Here is a 19409-nt window from a genome sequence, read left to right on the forward strand (position 1 = left end):
AGCACGATCCATCACAAGCTTCCGACGGACCAGCGAATCACGGTCGCTAGGTAGAACCTAGCCTACGGTGTCCGGCTACGTGGTTGTGGTTCGGTCCGCCTTCTTTGGAACCACCAAGCACGCCACCGCAACGGCCAACATCGGGATGACCGGAGAGCGCATTCGTGGGTTGCTCCAGTACACACTGTGCACCGCGGTCAGCGTGATCACCAACGCGAACACAGGCCAAGCGTTCGGGCGTCGCCACAGACGCCAGTGCCGACCAACTCCAAGCACAGCGAACAACAGCATTCCGCTTTGATAAATCCCGATCGAAAGGATCACCATCATCGATCGATCGGGCGTGCGAGCGGGAAACGGATGCCAAAGACTCGTCGCCCGAACGACGCACGACCAAGCAAACATCGCCGGCCGATTCGAGATGGTGGACCTGGCCATTTCATAGGCAACCCGATCATCCGACACCTCGTCGTCGCCTCTTTCTCGGGCCTCGTACTCAGCGAAGAACTCGGTCGGATCCCACGGCGTACGTTCCCATGGCAACCAACTGCCCGAGGGTTCATCGAGGGAGTCATAAAACGATTCATTGTTCGCCAGCAACAATGTGTAGCCACCATGCGTGGTTGCCCAAATCGGGTGACCAAGTTGCGTAACATTCCGCAACGTCCAAAGACCAACAGTCGCAACGAGAATCAAACCCACGACGCCGACGCGAGCCACTCGCCGTATCCGACAACTTGGACCGACGAAGAACAAAGCCGGAATCAACATCGCCGCCCAAACCAAGAACGTCGGTCGGCACAAAACGGTGAGCGACAACAATCCGCCAAATACAACGGCATCGATGATCGGCCGCGAAGGTGACAGATCACACGAATTGATTCGTTCGTCGCCGTCCAATTTGACGGCTCCCGGATTGGGGTTCAGCCTCGCGACCCACCACCACCAAACCATCGCGGTCAATGCAGTGGCAATGGTTTCCGTCATCACCAGTGTGGATTGCCACAATAGCATCGGATCTATGGCCACCAGGCTCGCTGCGATCCAAGCAACTCGATCGGACCACCAACGGCGAGCGATGTCCCACGTCAAACCAATCGTCAGAACACCCAAACACACATGCAACATGGCCACCCAACCGGATGCCAAATGGCCATCGTTGTCAACAAAGAATGAAAGCAACCACGGATACAGCGGAGGACGAAACGCGGTCGGGTTCGCCACCTCACCTTCACCCATCAAACCGAAGGTACCGGTTTGGGCCAGCGTTTCGGCGATCACTCGATAGGCATCCGGATCCGCATCCAACGAATCCAGTTTGGCCAGCACGATCGAACCTCGCACTAAAAATGCGAGGGTGATCCCGCTGACCAACCACAGCCACCGACGATCAGGATGGGTCATACGCCAAGTTGGGTGACAACCAACGCTCAACTTCCGAAATCGGCCAGCCCTTGCGAGCCGCATACGATTCGATTTGGTCTTTCGTCATCCGATCGACCGTGAAGTACTTGGCATCAGGATGCGAGAAGTACAAACCACTGACGCTGGCTCCCGGCGACATCGCATAGCTCTCGGTCAGATTGATTCCGGTGTTCTTCTCGGCTTCCAACAAGTCAAACAGAGTTCGCTTTTCGGTGTGATCGGGACACGCAGGATAACCCGCCGCCGGCCGAATGCCGCGGTACTTCTCCGCGATCATGTCCTCGTTAGACAGGTTCTCTTCCTTGCCATACTGCCACTGCTCGCGAACTTGTTGGTGCAAGTATTCCGCAAAGGCTTCGGCACAACGATCCGCCACCGCAGAAGCGATGATCGAATTTTCGTCGTCGAGTTCTTTCTTGAATCGCATCGACAATTCTTCCGCACCCAATCCAGCGGTCACGGCAAAGCCACCGAGATAGTCCTTGCGACCACTGTCGACAGGAGCGATGTAATCCGCCAGCGAGCGGAAATCCTTCTGCCCGCGACGTTCCCATTGCTGACGCAAGCAATGGAATCGCGTGCGTTCTTCCGTTCGCGACTCATCGGTGTAAACGATAATGTCATCACCGTCCGATGCCGCTGGCCAGAAACCGTACACGCCTTTGGCTTGAATCAGTTTCTCATCGATAACTCGGTCGAGCATCTTGTTCGCTTTCTCGAACACCTCTTTGGCAATCGGTCCAACCGTTTCGTCTTGGAAGATCTTCGGGTACTTGCCCTTCAGCTCCCAAGTCATGAAGTACGGCGACCAATCGATGTAGTCACGAAGCGTTGCCAGCGGGAAGTCATCGAGCACCTTCGTCCCAATGAATTCAGGTTGGTCAATGCGAACCGTTTCCCAATCCGTTTTGAATCGCTTCTCGAGGGCTTGTTCATAAGGAACCAAGGTCTGCTTGCGTTCGCGGAAGCTGCTGACCAGCTTCTCTTGTTCGCTGACATTGGCTTCCAAAAATGCATCGCGAGAATCGTCACTGAGCAACTTTTCCACGACGCCAACACTGCGACTGGCGTCCAAGACGTGCAACACCGGACCGTCGTATGCCGGTGCAATCCGAACCGCCGTGTGCTTGGCACTCGTCGTTGCACCGCCGACCAACAATGGCTTCTTCATCCCGATGCGTTTCATCTCGCGAGCGACATGAACCATCTCATCGAGGCTGGGTGTGATCAGCCCTGACAAACCAATCATGTCAGCGTCTTGCTTGACGGCTTCCTCCAAAATCTTTTCGCTGGAAACCATCACGCCCAGGTCGATCACTTCGTAGTTGTTGCACTGCAACACCACACCGACAATGTTCTTGCCGATGTCATGAACGTCGCCTTTGACCGTCGCGATCAAGAACTTGCCGCGAGCTTTGTGATCTTGAGTTCCAGCCTCGACCTTTTCCTGTTCCATGAACGGTTCGAGGTAGGCGACCGCCTTCTTCATCACGCGTGCGGACTTGACGACCTGAGGCAAAAACATCTTGCCTTGACCAAACAAATCACCCACCACACTCATGCCAGCCATCAACGGACCTTCGATGATGTGCAAGCATTTGTCGTAGTGCTGGCGAGCCTCTTCGGTGTCTTCAACAATGTATTTGTCGATGCCTTTGATCAGAGCATGCTTCATCCGCTCTTCGATCGAGTTCTCTCGCCATGCCAAGTCTTCGCCAGACTTTTTCTTGCCGCTGCCTTTGACCGTCTCAGCGAATTCCAACATTCGATCCGTCGCATCGTCACGGCGATTCCAAAGCACATCCTCGACATGCTCCAGCAAATCCTTCGGGATCTCTTCGTAGACTTCCAACTGCCCCGCGTTGACGATCCCCATGTCCAAACCGGCCTTCACGGCTCGGTACAGAAACGCGCTGTGGATGGCTTCGCGAACCGGGTCGTTGCCACGGAAGCTGAAGCTGATGTTGCTGACACCGCCGCTGGTCTTTGCACCGGGACATTCTTTCTTGATCCGTTCGACCGCGTTGACGAAATCAACTGCGTAGTTGTTGTGCTCTTCCATCCCGGTCGCAACCGTCAGGATGTTGGGGTCAAAGATGATGTCTTCCGGTGGGAAGTCGACCTTGTTGACCAACAAGTCATACGCTCGTTTGCAAATCCGAACCTTGTTGTCTTCGTCGGCGGCTTGACCTTCTTCGTCGAACGCCATCACGACCGTCGCCGCACCGTATTGGCGCACCAACCTTGCCCGGCGGAGAAACTCTTCTTCGCCGTCTTTCAGAGAGATCGAGTTGACGATCGCTTTGCCCTGCACGTTTTGCAATCCAGCTTCGATGACTTCCCAGCGACTGCTGTCGATCATCACGGGTACCGCGGCCACGACGGAGTCACCTGCGATCAAACGCAAGAATCGCGTCATGGCTTCGACGCCATCGAGCAAAGCGTCATCGAAGTTCACATCGATGATCGTTGCACCGTTCTCGACTTGTTCGCGCGCAACCTCGACCGCTTCGTCGTACTCTTCGTTGCGAATCAAGCGAGCGAACTTGCGACTGCCCGTCACGTTGGTGCGTTCACCGACCATCGTGAATGGGATCTCGGGCCGCATCACCATTGGCAACTGACCCGACAACCGAGTCCAAACCGGACCGCCCTTGTCTTCTTGTTTGGGTTTGCAATTCTTGACCCGTTCCGTCATCGCACGGATGTGATCAGGAGTCGTTCCGCAGCAACCGCCAAGAATGTTGATCCAACCGTTGTCGGCGTACTCACCAACGATCTCTGCCATCGGCTTGGGGTCCAAGTCGAACGCGCCCATCTCATTGGGCAACCCAGCGTTGGGGTGACAGCTGATTGGCAGCCCGGTCGCTTTGGACATTTCCTCCACGTGCGGACGCATGATGTCTGGCCCGAGGGCACAGTTCATCCCGACCGACAACACGGGGAAGTGTGACAGTGCGGTGACGAAAGCTTCGACGCTTTGACCACTGACAAACGTTCGTCCACCTTTGTCGAACGTTCCGGAAACCATCACAGGAACTCGCCGACCGCCTTCGTCAAAGTAACGCTGGATCGCGAACAAACACGACTTCAGGTTCAACGTGTCGATGGCCGTTTCAGGCAGCAGGATATCCACGCCCGCTTCGCACAGCGATTTCACTTGGGCGTAGTAACTGTCGGCCAGCTTGTCGAACGTGGTCGCTCGAAAAGCAGCGTCCTCGACGTCGGTGCTGATGGCGAGCTGCATCGTTGTCGGCCCAATCGAACCAGCAACAAAGCGAGGTTTGTCGGGTGTCTTTTCGGTCCACTGATCCGCGGCTTTGCGAGCACACGCGACCGCGGCCACGTTGATCTCGTCGACCAAATCCAACGGGAGATCAAACTCGACCATCCCGATCGGCGACGCACCAAACGAGTTCGTTTCGACGATGTCGCTGCCGGCTTCGTAGTACTTGGAGTGGATCTCGGTGATCTTCTCAGGATGAGTCAGGCACAAAATGTCTGAGAAGTTCTTCAGGTCTTTGTGGTGGTCAGCGAACCGGTCGCTACGCACCGCCGCTTCATCCAATTCCAACCGCTGGATCATCGTCCCCATCGCACCATCGAGCATCAAAATGCGTTCGCGGATGAGTTCGGCGAGAAGCTGATCAGTCGACGTGGCTTGCAACATGGATAACCCAAAAGCAGGCGAAGGGATGAAAATCAAAGAGGGTGAGAAAAGACGCCGTTTTCCCGCACGTTTGAACCGATATCTTCGTCGCCTACCAACAAACGAGCAACCCGAACGGCAGAGACGAACGCAATTTTCAAGTGGGTGACGAGTGCATCCGTCGCTCGGTGGTCCTCCACCGGGATGATCGCGGGATCGGCAGCGGCCCGTCAGGCACCATTTTGTTGCTCAAGCAGGACACACCGACCAGCCTTCAGGTTCCCTTGTTGGCATTGCAAGATAGGATGTGGCTCGCGCGTGGTTTGCCACGCCGAACACCTTCCCCAAACCACATTTCTCTATAGAGAAAACCATCATGTTGATCGATTCGCACCACCACCTTTGGGCCTACGATCCAGAAGAATACGGCTGGATCAGCGACGACATGAGCGTCCTTCGCCAGGACTTCCTCGCCGCACAATTACGCGAGATCGCCGCTGAAAGCGGAGTCGATGGCTTCGTCAGCGTTCAGGCTCGTCAGTCGATGCGAGAAACCGAGGACCTGCTGAAAATCGCTTCCGAAGAACCCTTGATTCACGGCGTGGTCGGCTGGATCGGCTTGGCGGATTCCGACATCGAATCGCAGTTGGAATCCGTCTCCGGTACCGACAAGTTGGTCGGCATGCGACATGTTGTCCAAGACGAACCGGACGATCGATTTCTCGATGGCCAAGCGTTCAACCACGGCGTCTCGCTGCTCGGCCAACACAACTTGGTCTATGACATTCTGATCTTCGCCAAACAGCTTCCCGCCGCGATCGATTTCGCGGACCGCCACGCGAGTTTGCCGATGGTGGTCGACCACATTGCCAAGCCACCGATCTCAGGCGGCAAGATGGATCCCCAGTGGGAACCTCACTTCAAAGAACTCGCCCGCCGCGAACATCTGACCTGCAAGTTCTCTGGCGTGGCCACCGAAGTTCGCGACGCCGAATGGAACATCGAAACCATTCGTCCGTACTGGGACGTTGCTTTGGAAGCCTTCGGGCCGCAGCGTCTGATGTTCGGCAGTGACTGGCCAGTGTGCTTGCTCAGAACCGGCCACAAACAATGGCTGGACACCGTTCGCGAATTGGCCTCGGAATTGAGCGACGACGAACAAGCCGCCTTCTTCGCCGGCAACGCCATCAAGGCGTATGGGTTGGACGCCTAACGATGTAGCCGGATTCGCCAAGAATTCGGAGCACGATGGATGCAATGCCGGATGCCACCGCCGAGGGGAGCTCACGGCGGAGACCGCCGTGCTACAGGTTGCCCGCCGACATGGCTCGCCCAAGCCCGTCCGAATTCTTGGCGAATTCGGCTACGGAGACATGTAGGCCATGTCTCACATGGCATCCGAACCGATGCTTTGGAACAAAGCGAGGCGAGCAAGCAACGCACGCCAATGCGTCGCTCATTTCATAACCCGCCGCGTTAGCAAGGCCACCAAAACCCGACCCCTCAACCTGACATCTCGGGGTTGAGGCTGGGGTCGTTGTACATCTTCATTTGGCGGTACGTCTTGTGACGTTTGCGGCCAGCGAAAATGTCATCGATCAACGTTTGCAACGACGCCGAAAGATCCGCGTGTTGGACTTGGCAAAGCAACCACCTCGCCTCCACCTTGGATCGGTGCCCGGCATCGACATCCTGCCGTTGCAACTGCTCGGCGTAATGAAACAAACGCAGCGACATGATCGACAACCGGTCAATCGCACTGCCGGGCGTCTCGGTGTTGATCGGAGCGTCTTCAGCAACCACCACGCTCGATTGCTGGATGAATTCCGTGATCGCGTCGTCCAGCTTTTCGATCCAATCGTTTCGCTGTTGATTCAGCCGATCGATGGAACGTTTGACTTCCGCGATGCGAGCATCGGTCACGTTTGGATTGCGTGCGACGTCTTCTTCGTGCCACAACTTGAAATTGAAAGCGTGTTGCTGGCACACCCAACCCAGCCAACCCGAGTACGGGTTGGCCATGGGTTCATCGTGCCACCGGCGGACGCAATCGATCTGCAATTGCGTCCAGTCTTGGACCGAACCGGTGACCTTTGGAATGCGGCCTGAATCGTCAGCGGGGCCGCTCACCGGATCAAACTTCTTTTTCGTCGATCCAGTTCATCATGCGGCGAAGGCCGAGACCGATTTGCTCGACACCGTGCAAACGTTCGCGACGACGGGTCGCCTTGAAGAAAGGAGCACCCGCACGGTTTTCGCTGATCCACTTGCGAGCGAACTCGCCTTGTTGGATCTCTTCGAGAACCTTCTTCATTTCGGCTTTGGTTTCATCGGTGATGATGCGTGGGCCGGTGACGTAATCGCCGTACTCAGCGGTGTTGCTGATGCTGTATCGCATGTAGCTCAAGCCACCTTCGTACAACAAATCGACGATCAACTTCAGTTCGTGCATGCACTCGAAGTAAGCCATTTCAGGCTGGTAACCAGCTTCGACCAACGTGTCGAAACCAGCTTTGACCAATTCGCTGACACCACCGCACAAGACAACTTGTTCGCCGAACAAGTCGGTTTCGGTTTCTTCCGCGAAAGTGGTTTCGATGACACCACCGCGAGTTCCGCCGATGCCCTTGGCGTATGCCAAACCGATTTGCTTGGTGGTTTCCGAAGCACCTTCGCCCAGTGCGATCAACGCAGGAACGCCGCCGCCCTTTTCGTACTCGCTGCGGACCAAGTGGCCGGGGCCCTTGGGAGCGACGAGCAGAGTGTCGATGCCCTTGGGAGGATCGATTTGACCGAAGTGAATGTTGAAACCGTGCGAGCACATCAACACGTTGCCTTCGGACAAATTGTCACGAATCGAATCGCGATAGATGTCCGCTTGAACTTCATCGGGAAGCAACACGTTGATGACGTCGGCTGCCTTGGTGGCCTCGGCGATCGACATGGGCTCGAACCCGTGCGAGACGGCCAAGTCGTAGTTTGCACTGCCGGGACGCTGGCCAATGATGACCTCGCAACCGCTGTCACGCAGGTTTTGAGCTTGGGCGTGTCCTTGCGAACCGTAACCCAAGATCGCGACCTTCTTGCCTTTCAAGTGGGACAGGTCGGCGTCGTTTTCGTAGTAAATGGTGGCTGCCATGAGAAGTCACTCAGGGTGTGTGGGGAAAGATGATTTGGAAGGGATCGGTACAGAATCGGTGTTAGGCTTGGACGGTTTCGGCAGCGGGCTCACTCGAGGTGATTTGCGAACCACTGCGAACCATCGCGATCCGGCCCGTCCGGACCAGTTCGACGATGCCATAGCGATCGATTCGTTCAATGAAAGCCTGGACCTTGTTGGCTCGGCCGCTGATTTCGATCATCACTTCCCCTTCGCCGACATCGACGATTTGACCGCGGAAGATATCGACCAATTCGCGAATTTCGCTGCGGACGCCACCTGCGGGTGCGGTGACTTTGACCAGCAGGAGATCGCGTTCGACGTAATCGTTGGAGCTGATATCCAGCACACGCACGACCGTGACGATTTTCTCGAGTTGTTTGCGGACTTGGTCGAGGACTTGGTCGTCGCCGACAACGACAAACGTCATTCGCGAAAGCGTTGGATCCTCGGTTTCACCGACAGCCAACGAATCAATGTTGTAACCGCGGGAAGCGAGCATTCCGGAAATGTGTGCAAGCACTCCGGGCACGTTTTGAACGAGCGCCGAGAGCAAATGACGTTGGTTGGGACTGGCCATGAAAATGCCTGTGAGTCGCCATGTGAGAGCAAAAAAGATCGCCAATCGCGTCGAAGACGCGACAAATACAACGGAAGGGTCGCGATCAAGAGCGACGCATGATAATTTTGGAGGTTGACGCTGCCAAGGGCTTCGGACCAATCGCTGCAAACTCGTTGCTCGATCTGCCGGGACAGAGCACTTCCAGACGCCGAATGTTCGCAAGCAGCCCCGCTTGGGAAGCCAATTCCTACGGAACCAGCTCGCCTCTCGAACCTGTTCCTGCCATTTTTTTCCCTCATTCACCTAACTTTCAGCCCTTTCTGTTCCTGAGCGACCCACTGCATGAGCTTTCGCATCGATTTGCCGGTCTATCGAGGGCCAATCGATCTGCTGCTGTACTTGGTCCGCCGCCAAGAATTGTCGCTGACGGAGATGTCGCTGGCCAAAGTGGTCGACCAATACGTCGCTCACTTGGACGTACTCCAGGAGCTTGATCTGGGCGAAGTTGGTGATTTCCTGGAACTGGCCGCCACCTTGGTGGAAATGAAAAGCCAGGCGGTTCTTCCCAAAATTGAAGACGAAACCGCAGAAGAAGCCGTCGAAGACACCCACGAAGCGTTGGTCGAACGCCTCCTGCAATACAAAGAAATTCGCGACGCGGCGGCTGTGCTGGACGAAATGTCCGCTCGTTGGCAAACCCGATTTGAACGCGTCGCCGACGACCTCCCGACCCGCCGCAACGATCCGGCCGATCAACCTATCGTCGAGCTGGAGATCTGGGACTTGGTCAGTGCCTTTGGACGGATCATGCGTGAATCCGCCGGGCCACCGGCCACCGAGGTCATCTACGACGACACCCCCATTCACGTCTATATGCAAAAGATCCACAAAGAACTGGCGGTCCACCCCCGTGTTCCGCTGGTTGATTTGGTGTCCGCCGGGCAACACAAATCGGCCTACATCGGTTGGTTCCTGGCCATGTTGGAACTGACTCGGCACCACGGTGCTGCGGTCGACCAAAACGACGAAGGTGAAATCGAAGTCGTGCGGACCGAACGCTATTCAGACAATTTGAACGTCAACGAAGTCGACAACTACGGCACCGACTCGATCGACAACAGCAACATGCCGATCCGGATGCGGTGATGGTCGACAACATTCCAATTCTTTCGCATGTCCATGATGGACTGACGATCGAGGGCTATTCGCGTGCCGCCGTGCAAACCTGCTGGCGAGTCAACGAACTCAAGTTGCTCTTTGATGTCGGAGTCCAACCCTGGGACTTCATGGGCACGCCGACCATGTTCATCTCGCACGCGCACCTGGATCACATCGCGGCTCTCCCCGCGTATGTGTCCCGCCGCCGAATGATGAAGATGGATCCGCCAATCATCTACCTGCCTGATTCAGCGGTCGACATGGCGTGGAAGGTGTTGCAAACCTTCCGCAGCCTCGATCGTGGCGCGATGCCGTGCGAGTTGATCGGATTGCTGGATGGCGACGAAACCAAAATTGGTCGTGAGTACGTTGTGAAATCCATGAACGTGCATCACACAATCGATGCACTCGGGTTCATCGTCTATCAACGTCGACACAAACTCAAACCCGAGTACCTGGACCTGCCCGGCGAAAAAATTCGCGACCTGAAGATGGCCGGCACCGAAATCACGACCGAGCAACGCGTGCCCGTGTTCGCTTACACCGGCGACACATCACCCAAGGGATTGGACAACAATCCCGAGTTCTATGAGTCCAAGATTCTGATCAGTGAACTCACGTTTGCTGCGCCCGAACATCGCCGATCGAAAATCCATAAACATGGTCACATGCACGTGGATGACTATCGCGAACGAGCGGACAACTTCAAGAACGAACTGATCATCGGGTCTCACGCCAGCACGCGTTACACCGACGTCCAAATCCGACGCTTTGTCAAAAAAGCATTGCCCGGCATGCTGGACGACCGGCTGAAACTTTGGATCTAACATGACGTGCATTCCTCCCGGCGGCTGGCCCCAACCACAGTCGCTGTATGTGCACGTTCCGTTCTGTCGTCATCGTTGCGGTTACTGCAACTTCAGCGTAATCGCTGGTCGCGACGAGCTACAAGATCAATACATTGATGCCGTCGAGCGAGAACTCAAAGGCATCGACAACTCGTCGCGAGATTTGCCGCTGCAAACAATCTTCTTGGGCGGTGGCACGCCAACGCGATTGTCAGCCGCACATCTGCAACGACTGCACCGAGCCATCGCGGAGGCGTTTCCAATCGCCGACGATGCTGAGATCACCGCGGAAGCCAACCCCGAAGACATCTCGCCCGAGTGCCTGGATGCTTTGCAAGCCATCGGCGTCAATCGGATCAGCCTCGGCGTTCAATCGTTCAACGCCGACAAATTGCGATGCCTCGAACGAGGCCATGACGAATCCATCGCACTCGATGCGATCGAAGCCGCTCACCAACGAGTCGGCAATGTCTCGATCGATCTGATCTTTGGTGCCCCGAACGAAACTCTCGCGACTTGGCAAAATGATTTGTCGATCGCCGCAGCCTCCTCGATCTCGCATGTCTCCACCTATGCCCTGACATTCGAAAAAGGCACCTCCTTCTGGTCACGGCGCTCTCGCGGTGATTTGGCACAAACCGATGAGACGCTCGAACTGCAAATGTACGAAGCCGCTCAACAACAATTCTCAAGCGACGGTTGGCAGCAGTACGAGATCAGCAGCTTCGCCCGAGAGTCCTTCCGATGCCAACACAACCTGGCCTACTGGGCAGGACGTGGCTGGCACGCCGTTGGTCCAGGAGCCGCACGCTTCGTTGACGGTCGACGTGAGGTCAATCATCGAAGCACGACGACCTATCTGAAACGCATGCTAGCGGGCCGAAGTGCAACCGACGAAACCGAGACCATCACATTGGAACAGTACGCTCGTGAACTGGCCGCCTTCGGCATCCGTCAGCTCGACGGGATCGACCTTTCCACGGTTCATGACCGCACTTCAATCAACCTGGAAACCTTGCTTGCCCAAACGCTGACCAAACTTCAATCGATGGAACTGGTCACGCACCAGAATCACCATTTGCAACTCACCCGTCGCGGCATCCTGTTCGCAGACACAGTCGCAACCGCTCTGCTGTCTGAGCCAAAGTAGACCCGCTGCCCTCAACTGCTTGCGTCGCTGGGTTGCTTCGCGAAAAAGGTCGAAGTGAATGGGTGGAACTTCAGCGTCTTTGCTTCACGCGTTGGAAGTTCAGTGAGATCGTTTCTTTGAATATGGAAAATAGCTTGAAAGAGAACGCTGCCTGACCGAACAATGGGGGCCAATTGTTCTACTCTGAGGGAGCGGCATTCAACTCTGTTTGCGTTTGCGATACTCCGTCGGCGACATCTTCATGATCCGCTGAAAACTGCGACTGAAGTGTGCGTGGTCATAGAAGCCGCAACTTTGCGCAATCGTGGTCACACGCTCGTCCGTTTCTCGCAACCATCGCGCCGCGTTCTCCACTCGAACGCGGATCAAATACTGTCGTGGTGAAGCACCAAACGCCAATCGGAATCGCCGCTCAAAATGGCTCGCCGACAACCCCGCCATCTCAGCCAAGTGCCCCGTCGGAATGTCTTCTCGATAGTGAGCGTGGATGTACTGCATCACTTTTTCCAACGAGTCCGCGCTGCCCGATTGCATCCGCTCGACTTGACGTGAAAAACCCGCGACGCCGATCACACGTCCACGACGATCCTTCAGCGGAATCTTGCTGGTCGTAACCAATCGCGGCGACCCCGCTTCTTCAGGCGCACTTTCGATTCGGTTGATGATCGCTTCCTTCGATTCCATCACCTGCAAATCGTCTTCGCGGTATTCGTCCGCCCGTGTCTTTGGAAAGAAGTCGTGATCGGTCTTTCCGATTGCTTCCGACTCAGACAACACTCCGCAGTACTCACAGCCGCGGCGATTGAGCGCCATGAACCTACCCTCGCGATCTTTGACGAAAAACGACACATCGGGCATCCAATCGAACAGCTTCAATATCTCCTGTCCGGGAGCCAAACGAGCGAAAAACGCTTGTCTATTGAGTGTCTTTTTCATGCTGCTTTTTTACACAAGAATAATCGCTTCATGCAAGACAACCAGCGTTTTCCCAGCGAAACTGGTCTGCGAATCAGTCATTCCCGTGCGGGGCCACGCTTCGCTCGCATCCCATCGCTCCTGCTGGATCTTGAATCTTGACCCAGACACCCCGCCGCGACTTCTTGCAAAAATCAGCTGTCACCGCTCTCGCCGCGACCGCTGCCACTCACACGTTGACCGCAGCTCCGCCCAAGGATGAGCCCGAGATCATCGGGCACGGCGATTATCGCTATCGCGTGATTCGCGATTGGGCCCAAATCAGCGTGCTCCGAACGCCGCTTCTCAATTGTCACGAAATGGTGCAAGACAAAAGCGGTCGGCTGTTCATGATCGGCGACCACACCGACAACAACATCCTCGTCTTTGACAAATCCGGCAAACTGCTGGATGCCTGGGGAACCATCTTCCCCGGCGGTCATGGCCTCAGCTTGATGGACGAAGGTGACGAAGAATTCCTGCTGATCACCGATGGCGGATGGACGCTTGATCGCAACGGCAAATCGATCCGCAACAACGGCCGCGTGACCAAGATGTCGCTGGACGGCCGCATCTTGTTTGACATCGGGCACCCACAAACCATTGGCATCTACAACGCCGGCGATCCGTTTTGCCCAACCGAAACCACGGTCGGTCCCAATGGCGACATCTATGTGGCCGATGGCTACGGCAAAGACTATGTGATCCAGTACAACAGCAACGGCGAATACATTCGCCACTGGGGTGGGCACAACAACGAAGACCCCAACACGAATCTGAAGAACGCCCACGGAGTCGCACTCGACACCCGCGACCCGAATCAACCTTTAATCGTCTGCACCTCACGCAGTGAATGTTGCTTCAAGTACTTCACGCTGGACGGCCAATACGTGAAGACGGTTTCGCTGCCGAACATGCGAGTCTGTCGCCCGGTCATCGACGACCAAAACTTGTACGCGGGAGTCTGCTGGTCTCAACCGCGTTCGGGAGGATCGCCTTGGGCGGGACACACGGGATTCATGACCATCTTGGAAGGCGACCAAGTCGTTTCCAACCCAGGTGGTTCCGAACCCGAGTATGTCGATGGGGTGCTTCAAAAGTCTTACCAACTCGAGAGCCAGCCGATCATGCACGGTCACGATGTTTGCGTCGACGAAGACAAGAACCTGTACGTGTGCCAGTGGAACGCCAACCACACGCCGCCGATCAAACTCGAACGCATTTAGTCCGCGCCGGAGTCTGCCCGCCCGGACCGTCCTGCACCCCAGCAACCTTCCCCACAGCTGCTAGTTCAATATGTTCGTTTCGATTCGTTCTTTCCTACCTCTGCTTCTCGTTTGGCCGACGGTGAGTTGCACCGTTGCCTTCGCGGCCGACGACATTGATTTCAACCGTGACATCCGCCCGATTCTTTCGGACCGTTGCTATTTCTGCCACGGTCCCGATGAAGCCACTCGGGAAGCGGACCTGCGTTTGGATATCCGAGAAGACGCGGCGTACGTTTTGGAATCGGACGAACTGCTGGATCGTGTTCAGAGCGATGATCCAGACCTCGTGATGCCACCGCCGCACGCGAATTTGGAATTGACCGCAGAACAGAAGGATCTGCTGAAACGTTGGATCGAAGAGGGATCTCCTTATGCAGCCCATTGGTCCTTCGAGAAACTACCGCGGACGGTGGAAGTACTGCAGGTCAAACAGACTGAATGGCCCAAGCAAACCATTGACCAATTTGTATTGGCGAAAATCGAAGCGGCCGGGCAACAACCCAACGTGGAAGCGGATCCATTGCGATGGTTGCGACGGGTCACCTTGGACCTGACCGGATTGCCACCATCGGCGGAAACGATCCGAAACTTCGAGCAAGCCGTCCAAACCGATCGCGAAAAAGCGTACACCGATGCGGTCGATCAACTTCTGCAATCATCCGCGTTCGGCGAACACATGTCGATCGCTTGGCTCGACGTCGCTCGCTACGCCGATTCCTATGGCTACCAAAGCGACAAACTCAACACGCAGTGGCCCTACCGTGACTGGGTCGTTCGTGCCCTGAATCAGAACCTTCCTTACGACGATTTCTTGACCTGGCAAATCGCCGGCGACTTATTGGAAGACCCCACGCGAGACCAGCGACTGGCGACCGCGTTCAATCGCATCCATCGTCTCAACAACGAAGGCGGCGCGGTCTTTGAAGAGTGGCGAATCGAAAACGCGGCCGATCGCGTTCACACCTTCAGCACCGCGGTGATGGGACTGACGTTGGAATGTGCCCGCTGCCACGATCACAAGTACGACCCGATCACCGCTCGCGATTTCTATTCGCTGTCGGCGTTCTTCAATTCGATTGACGAAAGCGGCGTGTACGACCGCACCGAGAAAGTCCCGTGCCCGTCGATGCTGCTTCCCACCGAAGAAGAATCCGCTGCACTTGAGCTGGCTCGCACCAAATTGGCCATATCCGAACGCGAATACAAGTCCGTTTCCGCGGATGCCAAGAAGCGTTTTCATACCAGCGAAGCAACCTCCATCACCGCCGACGACATTCCCGACCTGCGACTCGCGTTGACGTTTGATCAAGGTTTCGACAACGCCGTCAAACCGATTTATCACCCGTCCGAGTCCGATCGATCTTGGGCGAAGATGTGTGACTTGGTGCCCGTCGAAGACTGTGAGATCGCTCGTCTGAATCCCACGCTTGCCGATGACGAGAAAGCCCGCTCGGCTGCTAAAGACGATTCCAAAGAAGCGACATCAGATCAACCGGATACCCCGACCAAACGGATGGCATTGCATCTGGATGGCGAACGCGGTGTGACCACACATGACATCGAACCGCTCGATCGCTGGACGCCCTTCACCGTCGTTGTCACGCTCAACGATCCTGAACGATCGCCCGAACGCAGCCTGATCGTCCATCACACTCGCGGAACGGACTGCGGCTACAACGGATACGACCTGACGATCCAAGACGGCCACCTCGAATCACGCATGGCTCGGGTTTGGCCAGGAAATGCCATCAGCGTTCGCACGGTGGAACCAATCCCAGCCAAACAGTGGCATCAAGTCGCGGCAACCTATGACGGATCGTCCCAGGCATCAGGGCTGAAGCTTTTCCTCGACGGTCGCGAACTGGAAACGGTGACACTTCGTGACGAGCTGAAAAAATCATGCAACGTCGTAGTGGATCACGGTGGTGAATTCGTGATCGGCCAACGCTTCCGAGCCCGCGGGTTCGCCGGCGGATTGATCGACGACGTCCGACTTTACGAACGCAACCTGACTTCGCTTGAACTGCAAGTTTTGGCGACGGGTGAAGCTCGGCCCGCTGACGCAGCAACGTTCGCGTCCGCATTGGATCAAGACGCTCGCGACGCGTTTGCTCAACTTCGCCAGGCTCGACATGAATTCGTGATGGCCGAAGAAGTCATCCAAGAGATCCCGATCATGCGTGAGATGGACGAACCTCGCGAAACGCACCTGTTGCTCCGCGGGGAATACGATGCCGAGACCGACGAAACCACACGGGTCGAACGAACGGTTTTAAAAGCCATCCCGATTCCATTCCCTGAGGACGCTCCGAAGGATCGCTTGGGGTTGGCTCAATGGATCACGCATCCCGAGCACCCGCTGACTGCTCGCGTTGCCGTCAACCGACTGTGGGGCAATTTCTTCGCCGATCCGTTGGTCCGCACGCCCGAGAACTTTGGTTTGCAAGGCGACCTGCCAACTCATCCCAAGCTTCTCGATTGGTTGGCTCGCGATTTTGTTGATCACGACTGGGACATCCAACGCCTGTGCCGCAACATCGTGCTCTCCGCGACCTATCGTCAAGATTCTCGCTGCACGCAGGAACAGTTCAACAGCGACCCGACCAATCGATTGCTTGCCCGCGGCCCGTCCTATCGACTCGCGGCCGAACAAATTCGCGACCTCGCCTTGGCCGCTTCCGGATTGCTGAACCCAGAAATGGGCGGACCTCCTGTGTCGCCTTATCAACCGGGCCAAGACCTTTGGCGAGAATCCAACGGGATGTCGCCACCGTATCAACAATCGGTTGGTAAATCGCTGTACCGCCGGTCGCTGTATTCCGTTTGGAAACGCACCGCTCCGCTTCCCAACATGATGGTCTTCGACGCATCGTCGCGTGAAGTCTGCACGGTCAAACGATCGCGAACCAACACGCCATTGCAAGCACTCGTGCTGCTCAACGATGAGCAATTCATCGAAGCCGCTCGGGTACTAGCGACCACATTGATGAGCAACGAAGCACCCGAACAACGAATCGAGAACGCTTTCTTGCAATTGTCAGGACGACGTCCCGATGCAACCGAACTGGAAGAGCTCGTCACGCTCTATCAACAAGAGCAAACGTTCTTCGAGAAAGACATCGAGGCAGCCAAAAGCTACCTGTCGATCGGTGAACGCGAATTACCCAGCGACGTTTCCCTCGCCGAACTCGCTGCCACGACTTCACTGTGCCAAGTCATCCTGAACTTGGACGCGACGATTTGGAAACGCTAGCCGATTGTTGATTTAGTCGCATACCGAATGGCAACAATTAGCCGATGGGCGTTAGCCCCGGTTGGCGTCTGACCAACCGCCGCTAACGCGGTGCGGCTCATTCAATCAACGGCCCGCTAGGGCCGCCCTTCCCCGAATCGTTTTATCGAACTTCCAAGCCACCACCTGTCTCGCCATCTTTCATGCGAGGGAACCCATCATGACTCCTGATTTCTCACTGCAATCCAAACGCCGTGTCTTCCTCAAACAAGCCACCTCCACCGTCGGTGCCGCCGCACTCGCGCACTTGCTCGGACGAGACATGGCCTCGGCTGCGACACCCACTGCCGATCTTGGCGGGATGCACTTTGCTCCCAAAGCAAAACGGATCATCTACTTGTTTCAATCCGGCGGTCCCGCCCAGCAAGACTTGTTCGATCACAAGCCGATGCTCGAACAAATGCACGGACGCGAATTGCCTCCCCAGGTTCGTGGCGAGCAACGCTTGACCGGCATGTCGGTGAACCAAAGCTCGCTGCCGGTCGCGGCTTCCAAGTTCAAGTTTGCTCAACATGGTCAATCCGGTGCTTGGTTGAGCGAACTGCTGCCGTATCACCGCGACATCGTTGACGATGTGTGCTTCATCAAATCGATGCACACCGAAGCGATCAACCATGACCCCGCGATCACGTTCTTTCAAACCGGGTCGCAGATCGCTGGCCGGCCATCGCTAGGTTCCTGGATCTCCTACGGGCTGGGCAGCGAAAACGATGACCTTCCCGCCTTTGTGGTGCTGGTCACCAAAGGCCAAGGCGGCCAACCGCTCTACTCACGTTTGTGGGGCAACGGATTTTTGGATTCCAAGTATCAAGGTGTCCAGTTCCGCGGTGGTGAAGATCCCGTGTTGTATTTGTCCAACCCAGACGGAATTTCTCGTGATCATCGCCGTCAACAGCTCGACTCGATCAACCGCTTGAATTCGCACCAGTATCAACGCGAATTTGATCCGGAGATCCAATCGCGGATCGCTCAGTACGAGATGGCGTTCAAGATGCAAACCAGCGTGCCTGACGCCACGGATTTCTCCGACGAACCGGAGTCCACATTCGAGTTGTACGGTGAAGACGCCAAGCAACCGGGAACCTTCGCCGCCAACTGCTTGCTGGCTCGTCGATTGGCTCAGCGCGACGTTCGCTTCATTCAGCTCTACCATCAAGGATGGGACCAGCACTCCAACCTGCCCAAGGGAATCACTGGCCAAGCCAAGGAAACCGACCAAGCGTCCGCCGGACTGGTGAAGGATCTCAAGCGTCTGGGAATGTTGGATGACACCTTGGTCATCTGGGGCGGTGAATTTGGACGCACGTCGTACTCACAAGGCACGTTGACCCCAGGCAACTATGGCCGCGATCACCATCCGCGTTGCTTCACGACCTGGATGGCCGGCGGCGGAGCCCGTCCTGGAATGAGTTACGGAACGACGGACGAGTTCAGCTACAACGTGGCAGAAAATGGTGTCCACGTGCACGACTTCAACGCGACCATCTTGAATTTAATGGGAATCGATCACGAGCGACTGACCTACAAGTACCAAGGCCGCCGGTTTCGATTGACCGATGTTCACGGTCGCGTCGTTCGCGACATTCTTGATTGATTTCCCCACAACCAATTTGCGTCCGGTACTTCAACGCACCAGGTTCGTTGGCAACGCATATGAATTTGCATCGTGAATCGAAGAACACAATAACGTCATCTATATGAAAGCGTTTACTCGAACGTGCCTTTGCTTGCACCGCACAAAATGGTCCGATTGCGTACTTCTTTAGAACGTTGTCATTGCTGCGTGGATCGATTTCCATTTCGATTTTGGGGCGTCCCCTTTCTCAACACGATGGCTGCGTTGAACATTTCATTTGCGATACAACTTGGCAAACCAGTCTAAAATTACTTTTCCACAGCCATAATAAGCCCGGCCCTAGACTCATCCTTTTAGCTCGCGATCT

13 protein-coding genes are annotated in these 19409 nt (G+C 55.9%); 7 read left to right on the forward strand and 6 right to left on the reverse strand.

Annotated elements, in window-relative coordinates:
- Positions 1-75: 75 nt before the first annotated feature.
- Entirely contained in the window at positions 76-1404 is a 1329-nt protein-coding gene (locus RE6C_RS05575; RefSeq protein ID WP_008654636.1) for an ArnT family glycosyltransferase, read from the reverse strand.
- A complete protein-coding gene (gene metH, locus RE6C_RS05580; protein ID WP_008654638.1) occupies positions 1391-5095 on the reverse strand; it encodes a methionine synthase in 3705 nt (1234 codons plus the stop codon). Before metH ends, RE6C_RS05575 begins: the two co-directional genes overlap by 14 nt.
- A 355-nt stretch (positions 5096-5450) precedes the next feature.
- On the opposite strand from metH, the gene RE6C_RS05590 reads away from it, so the two are divergent.
- Positions 5451-6287 (forward strand): amidohydrolase family protein, encoded by an 837-nt coding sequence (locus RE6C_RS05590; protein ID WP_008654641.1) that lies wholly within the window; start codon positions 5451-5453, stop codon positions 6285-6287.
- 290 nt (positions 6288-6577) lie between these two features.
- On the opposite strand, the gene RE6C_RS05595 is transcribed toward RE6C_RS05590, so the two are convergent.
- The 3 genes from RE6C_RS05595 to ilvN form a co-directional block, all read right to left on the reverse strand.
- Positions 6578-7204 carry a DUF4254 domain-containing protein gene (locus RE6C_RS05595; protein ID WP_008654642.1) on the reverse strand — a complete coding sequence of 209 codons (627 nt, stop codon included), beginning with the start codon at positions 7202-7204 and terminating at the stop codon, positions 6578-6580.
- A gap of 4 nt (positions 7205-7208) precedes the next feature.
- Positions 7209-8213 carry a ketol-acid reductoisomerase gene (gene ilvC / locus RE6C_RS05600; RefSeq protein WP_007339869.1) on the reverse strand — a complete coding sequence of 335 codons (1005 nt, stop codon included), beginning with the start codon at positions 8211-8213 and terminating at the stop codon, positions 7209-7211.
- Positions 8214-8274: 61 nt separating this feature from the next.
- Complete coding sequence (gene ilvN / locus RE6C_RS05605; RefSeq protein WP_173401769.1) at positions 8275-8814, reverse strand: acetolactate synthase small subunit; 540 nt, start codon at positions 8812-8814, stop codon at positions 8275-8277.
- Positions 8815-9138: 324 nt separating this feature from the next.
- Between ilvN and RE6C_RS05610 the strand changes: the two genes are divergently transcribed.
- The 3 genes from RE6C_RS05610 to hemW are packed head-to-tail and all read left to right on the forward strand — an operon-like array spanning position 9139 to position 11952.
- Complete coding sequence (locus RE6C_RS05610; RefSeq protein ID WP_008654649.1) at positions 9139-9942, forward strand: segregation and condensation protein A; 804 nt, start codon at positions 9139-9141, stop codon at positions 9940-9942.
- Positions 9942-10781 carry an MBL fold metallo-hydrolase gene (locus RE6C_RS05615; RefSeq protein ID WP_008654650.1) on the forward strand — a complete coding sequence of 280 codons (840 nt, stop codon included), beginning with the start codon at positions 9942-9944 and terminating at the stop codon, positions 10779-10781. The genes RE6C_RS05610 and RE6C_RS05615 overlap by 1 nt, the downstream gene beginning before the upstream one ends.
- Position 10782: 1 nt before the next feature.
- The gene (gene hemW / locus RE6C_RS05620) at positions 10783-11952 is read left to right on the forward strand and encodes a radical SAM family heme chaperone HemW (protein WP_008654651.1); all 1170 of its coding nucleotides are present in this window, start codon (positions 10783-10785) and stop codon (positions 11950-11952) included.
- 198 nt (positions 11953-12150) lie between these two features.
- On the opposite strand, the gene RE6C_RS05625 is transcribed toward hemW, so the two are convergent.
- Positions 12151-12888 (reverse strand): AraC family transcriptional regulator, encoded by a 738-nt coding sequence (locus tag RE6C_RS05625; protein ID WP_008654659.1) that lies wholly within the window; start codon positions 12886-12888, stop codon positions 12151-12153.
- Between the two features lie 137 nt (positions 12889-13025).
- Here RE6C_RS05625 and RE6C_RS05630 point away from each other — a divergent pair, with 137 nt between their 5' ends.
- The 3 genes from RE6C_RS05630 (at position 13026) to RE6C_RS05640 (ending at position 19060) form a co-directional block, all read left to right on the forward strand.
- On the forward strand, positions 13026-14132 hold the full coding sequence (locus RE6C_RS05630) for a twin-arginine translocation signal domain-containing protein (protein WP_236617968.1): 1107 nt from the start codon (positions 13026-13028) through the stop codon (positions 14130-14132).
- Positions 14133-14202: 70 nt separating this feature from the next.
- Positions 14203-17427, forward strand: a complete 3225-nt coding sequence (locus tag RE6C_RS05635; protein WP_008654661.1) for a DUF1553 domain-containing protein — start codon at positions 14203-14205, stop codon at positions 17425-17427.
- 199 nt (positions 17428-17626) lie between these two features.
- Positions 17627-19060 carry a DUF1501 domain-containing protein gene (locus RE6C_RS05640; RefSeq protein ID WP_008654662.1) on the forward strand — a complete coding sequence of 478 codons (1434 nt, stop codon included), beginning with the start codon at positions 17627-17629 and terminating at the stop codon, positions 19058-19060.
- Positions 19061-19409: the final 349 nt, after the last annotated feature.

The sequence above is a fragment of the Rhodopirellula europaea 6C genome (assembly GCF_000338295.1).
Lineage (GTDB): Bacteria > Planctomycetota > Planctomycetia > Pirellulales > Pirellulaceae > Rhodopirellula > Rhodopirellula europaea.

Coding starts and splice junctions, on each gene's coding strand:
- RE6C_RS05640 (WP_008654662.1), top strand. CDS start 17,627: ATGACTCCTGATTTCTCACTGCAATCCAAACGCCGTGTCTTCCTCAAA.
- RE6C_RS05590 (WP_008654641.1), top strand. CDS start 5,451: ATGTTGATCGATTCGCACCACCACCTTTGGGCCTACGATCCAGAAGAA.
- RE6C_RS05625 (WP_008654659.1), bottom strand. CDS start 12,888: ATGAAAAAGACACTCAATAGACAAGCGTTTTTCGCTCGTTTGGCTCCC.
- RE6C_RS05575 (WP_008654636.1), bottom strand. CDS start 1,404: ATGACCCATCCTGATCGTCGGTGGCTGTGGTTGGTCAGCGGGATCACC.
- ilvC (WP_007339869.1), bottom strand. CDS start 8,213: ATGGCAGCCACCATTTACTACGAAAACGACGCCGACCTGTCCCACTTG.
- hemW (WP_008654651.1), top strand. CDS start 10,783: ATGACGTGCATTCCTCCCGGCGGCTGGCCCCAACCACAGTCGCTGTAT.
- metH (WP_008654638.1), bottom strand. CDS start 5,095: ATGTTGCAAGCCACGTCGACTGATCAGCTTCTCGCCGAACTCATCCGC.
- RE6C_RS05635 (WP_008654661.1), top strand. CDS start 14,203: ATGTTCGTTTCGATTCGTTCTTTCCTACCTCTGCTTCTCGTTTGGCCG.
- RE6C_RS05615 (WP_008654650.1), top strand. CDS start 9,942: ATGGTCGACAACATTCCAATTCTTTCGCATGTCCATGATGGACTGACG.
- RE6C_RS05610 (WP_008654649.1), top strand. CDS start 9,139: ATGAGCTTTCGCATCGATTTGCCGGTCTATCGAGGGCCAATCGATCTG.
- ilvN (WP_173401769.1), bottom strand. CDS start 8,814: ATGGCCAGTCCCAACCAACGTCATTTGCTCTCGGCGCTCGTTCAAAAC.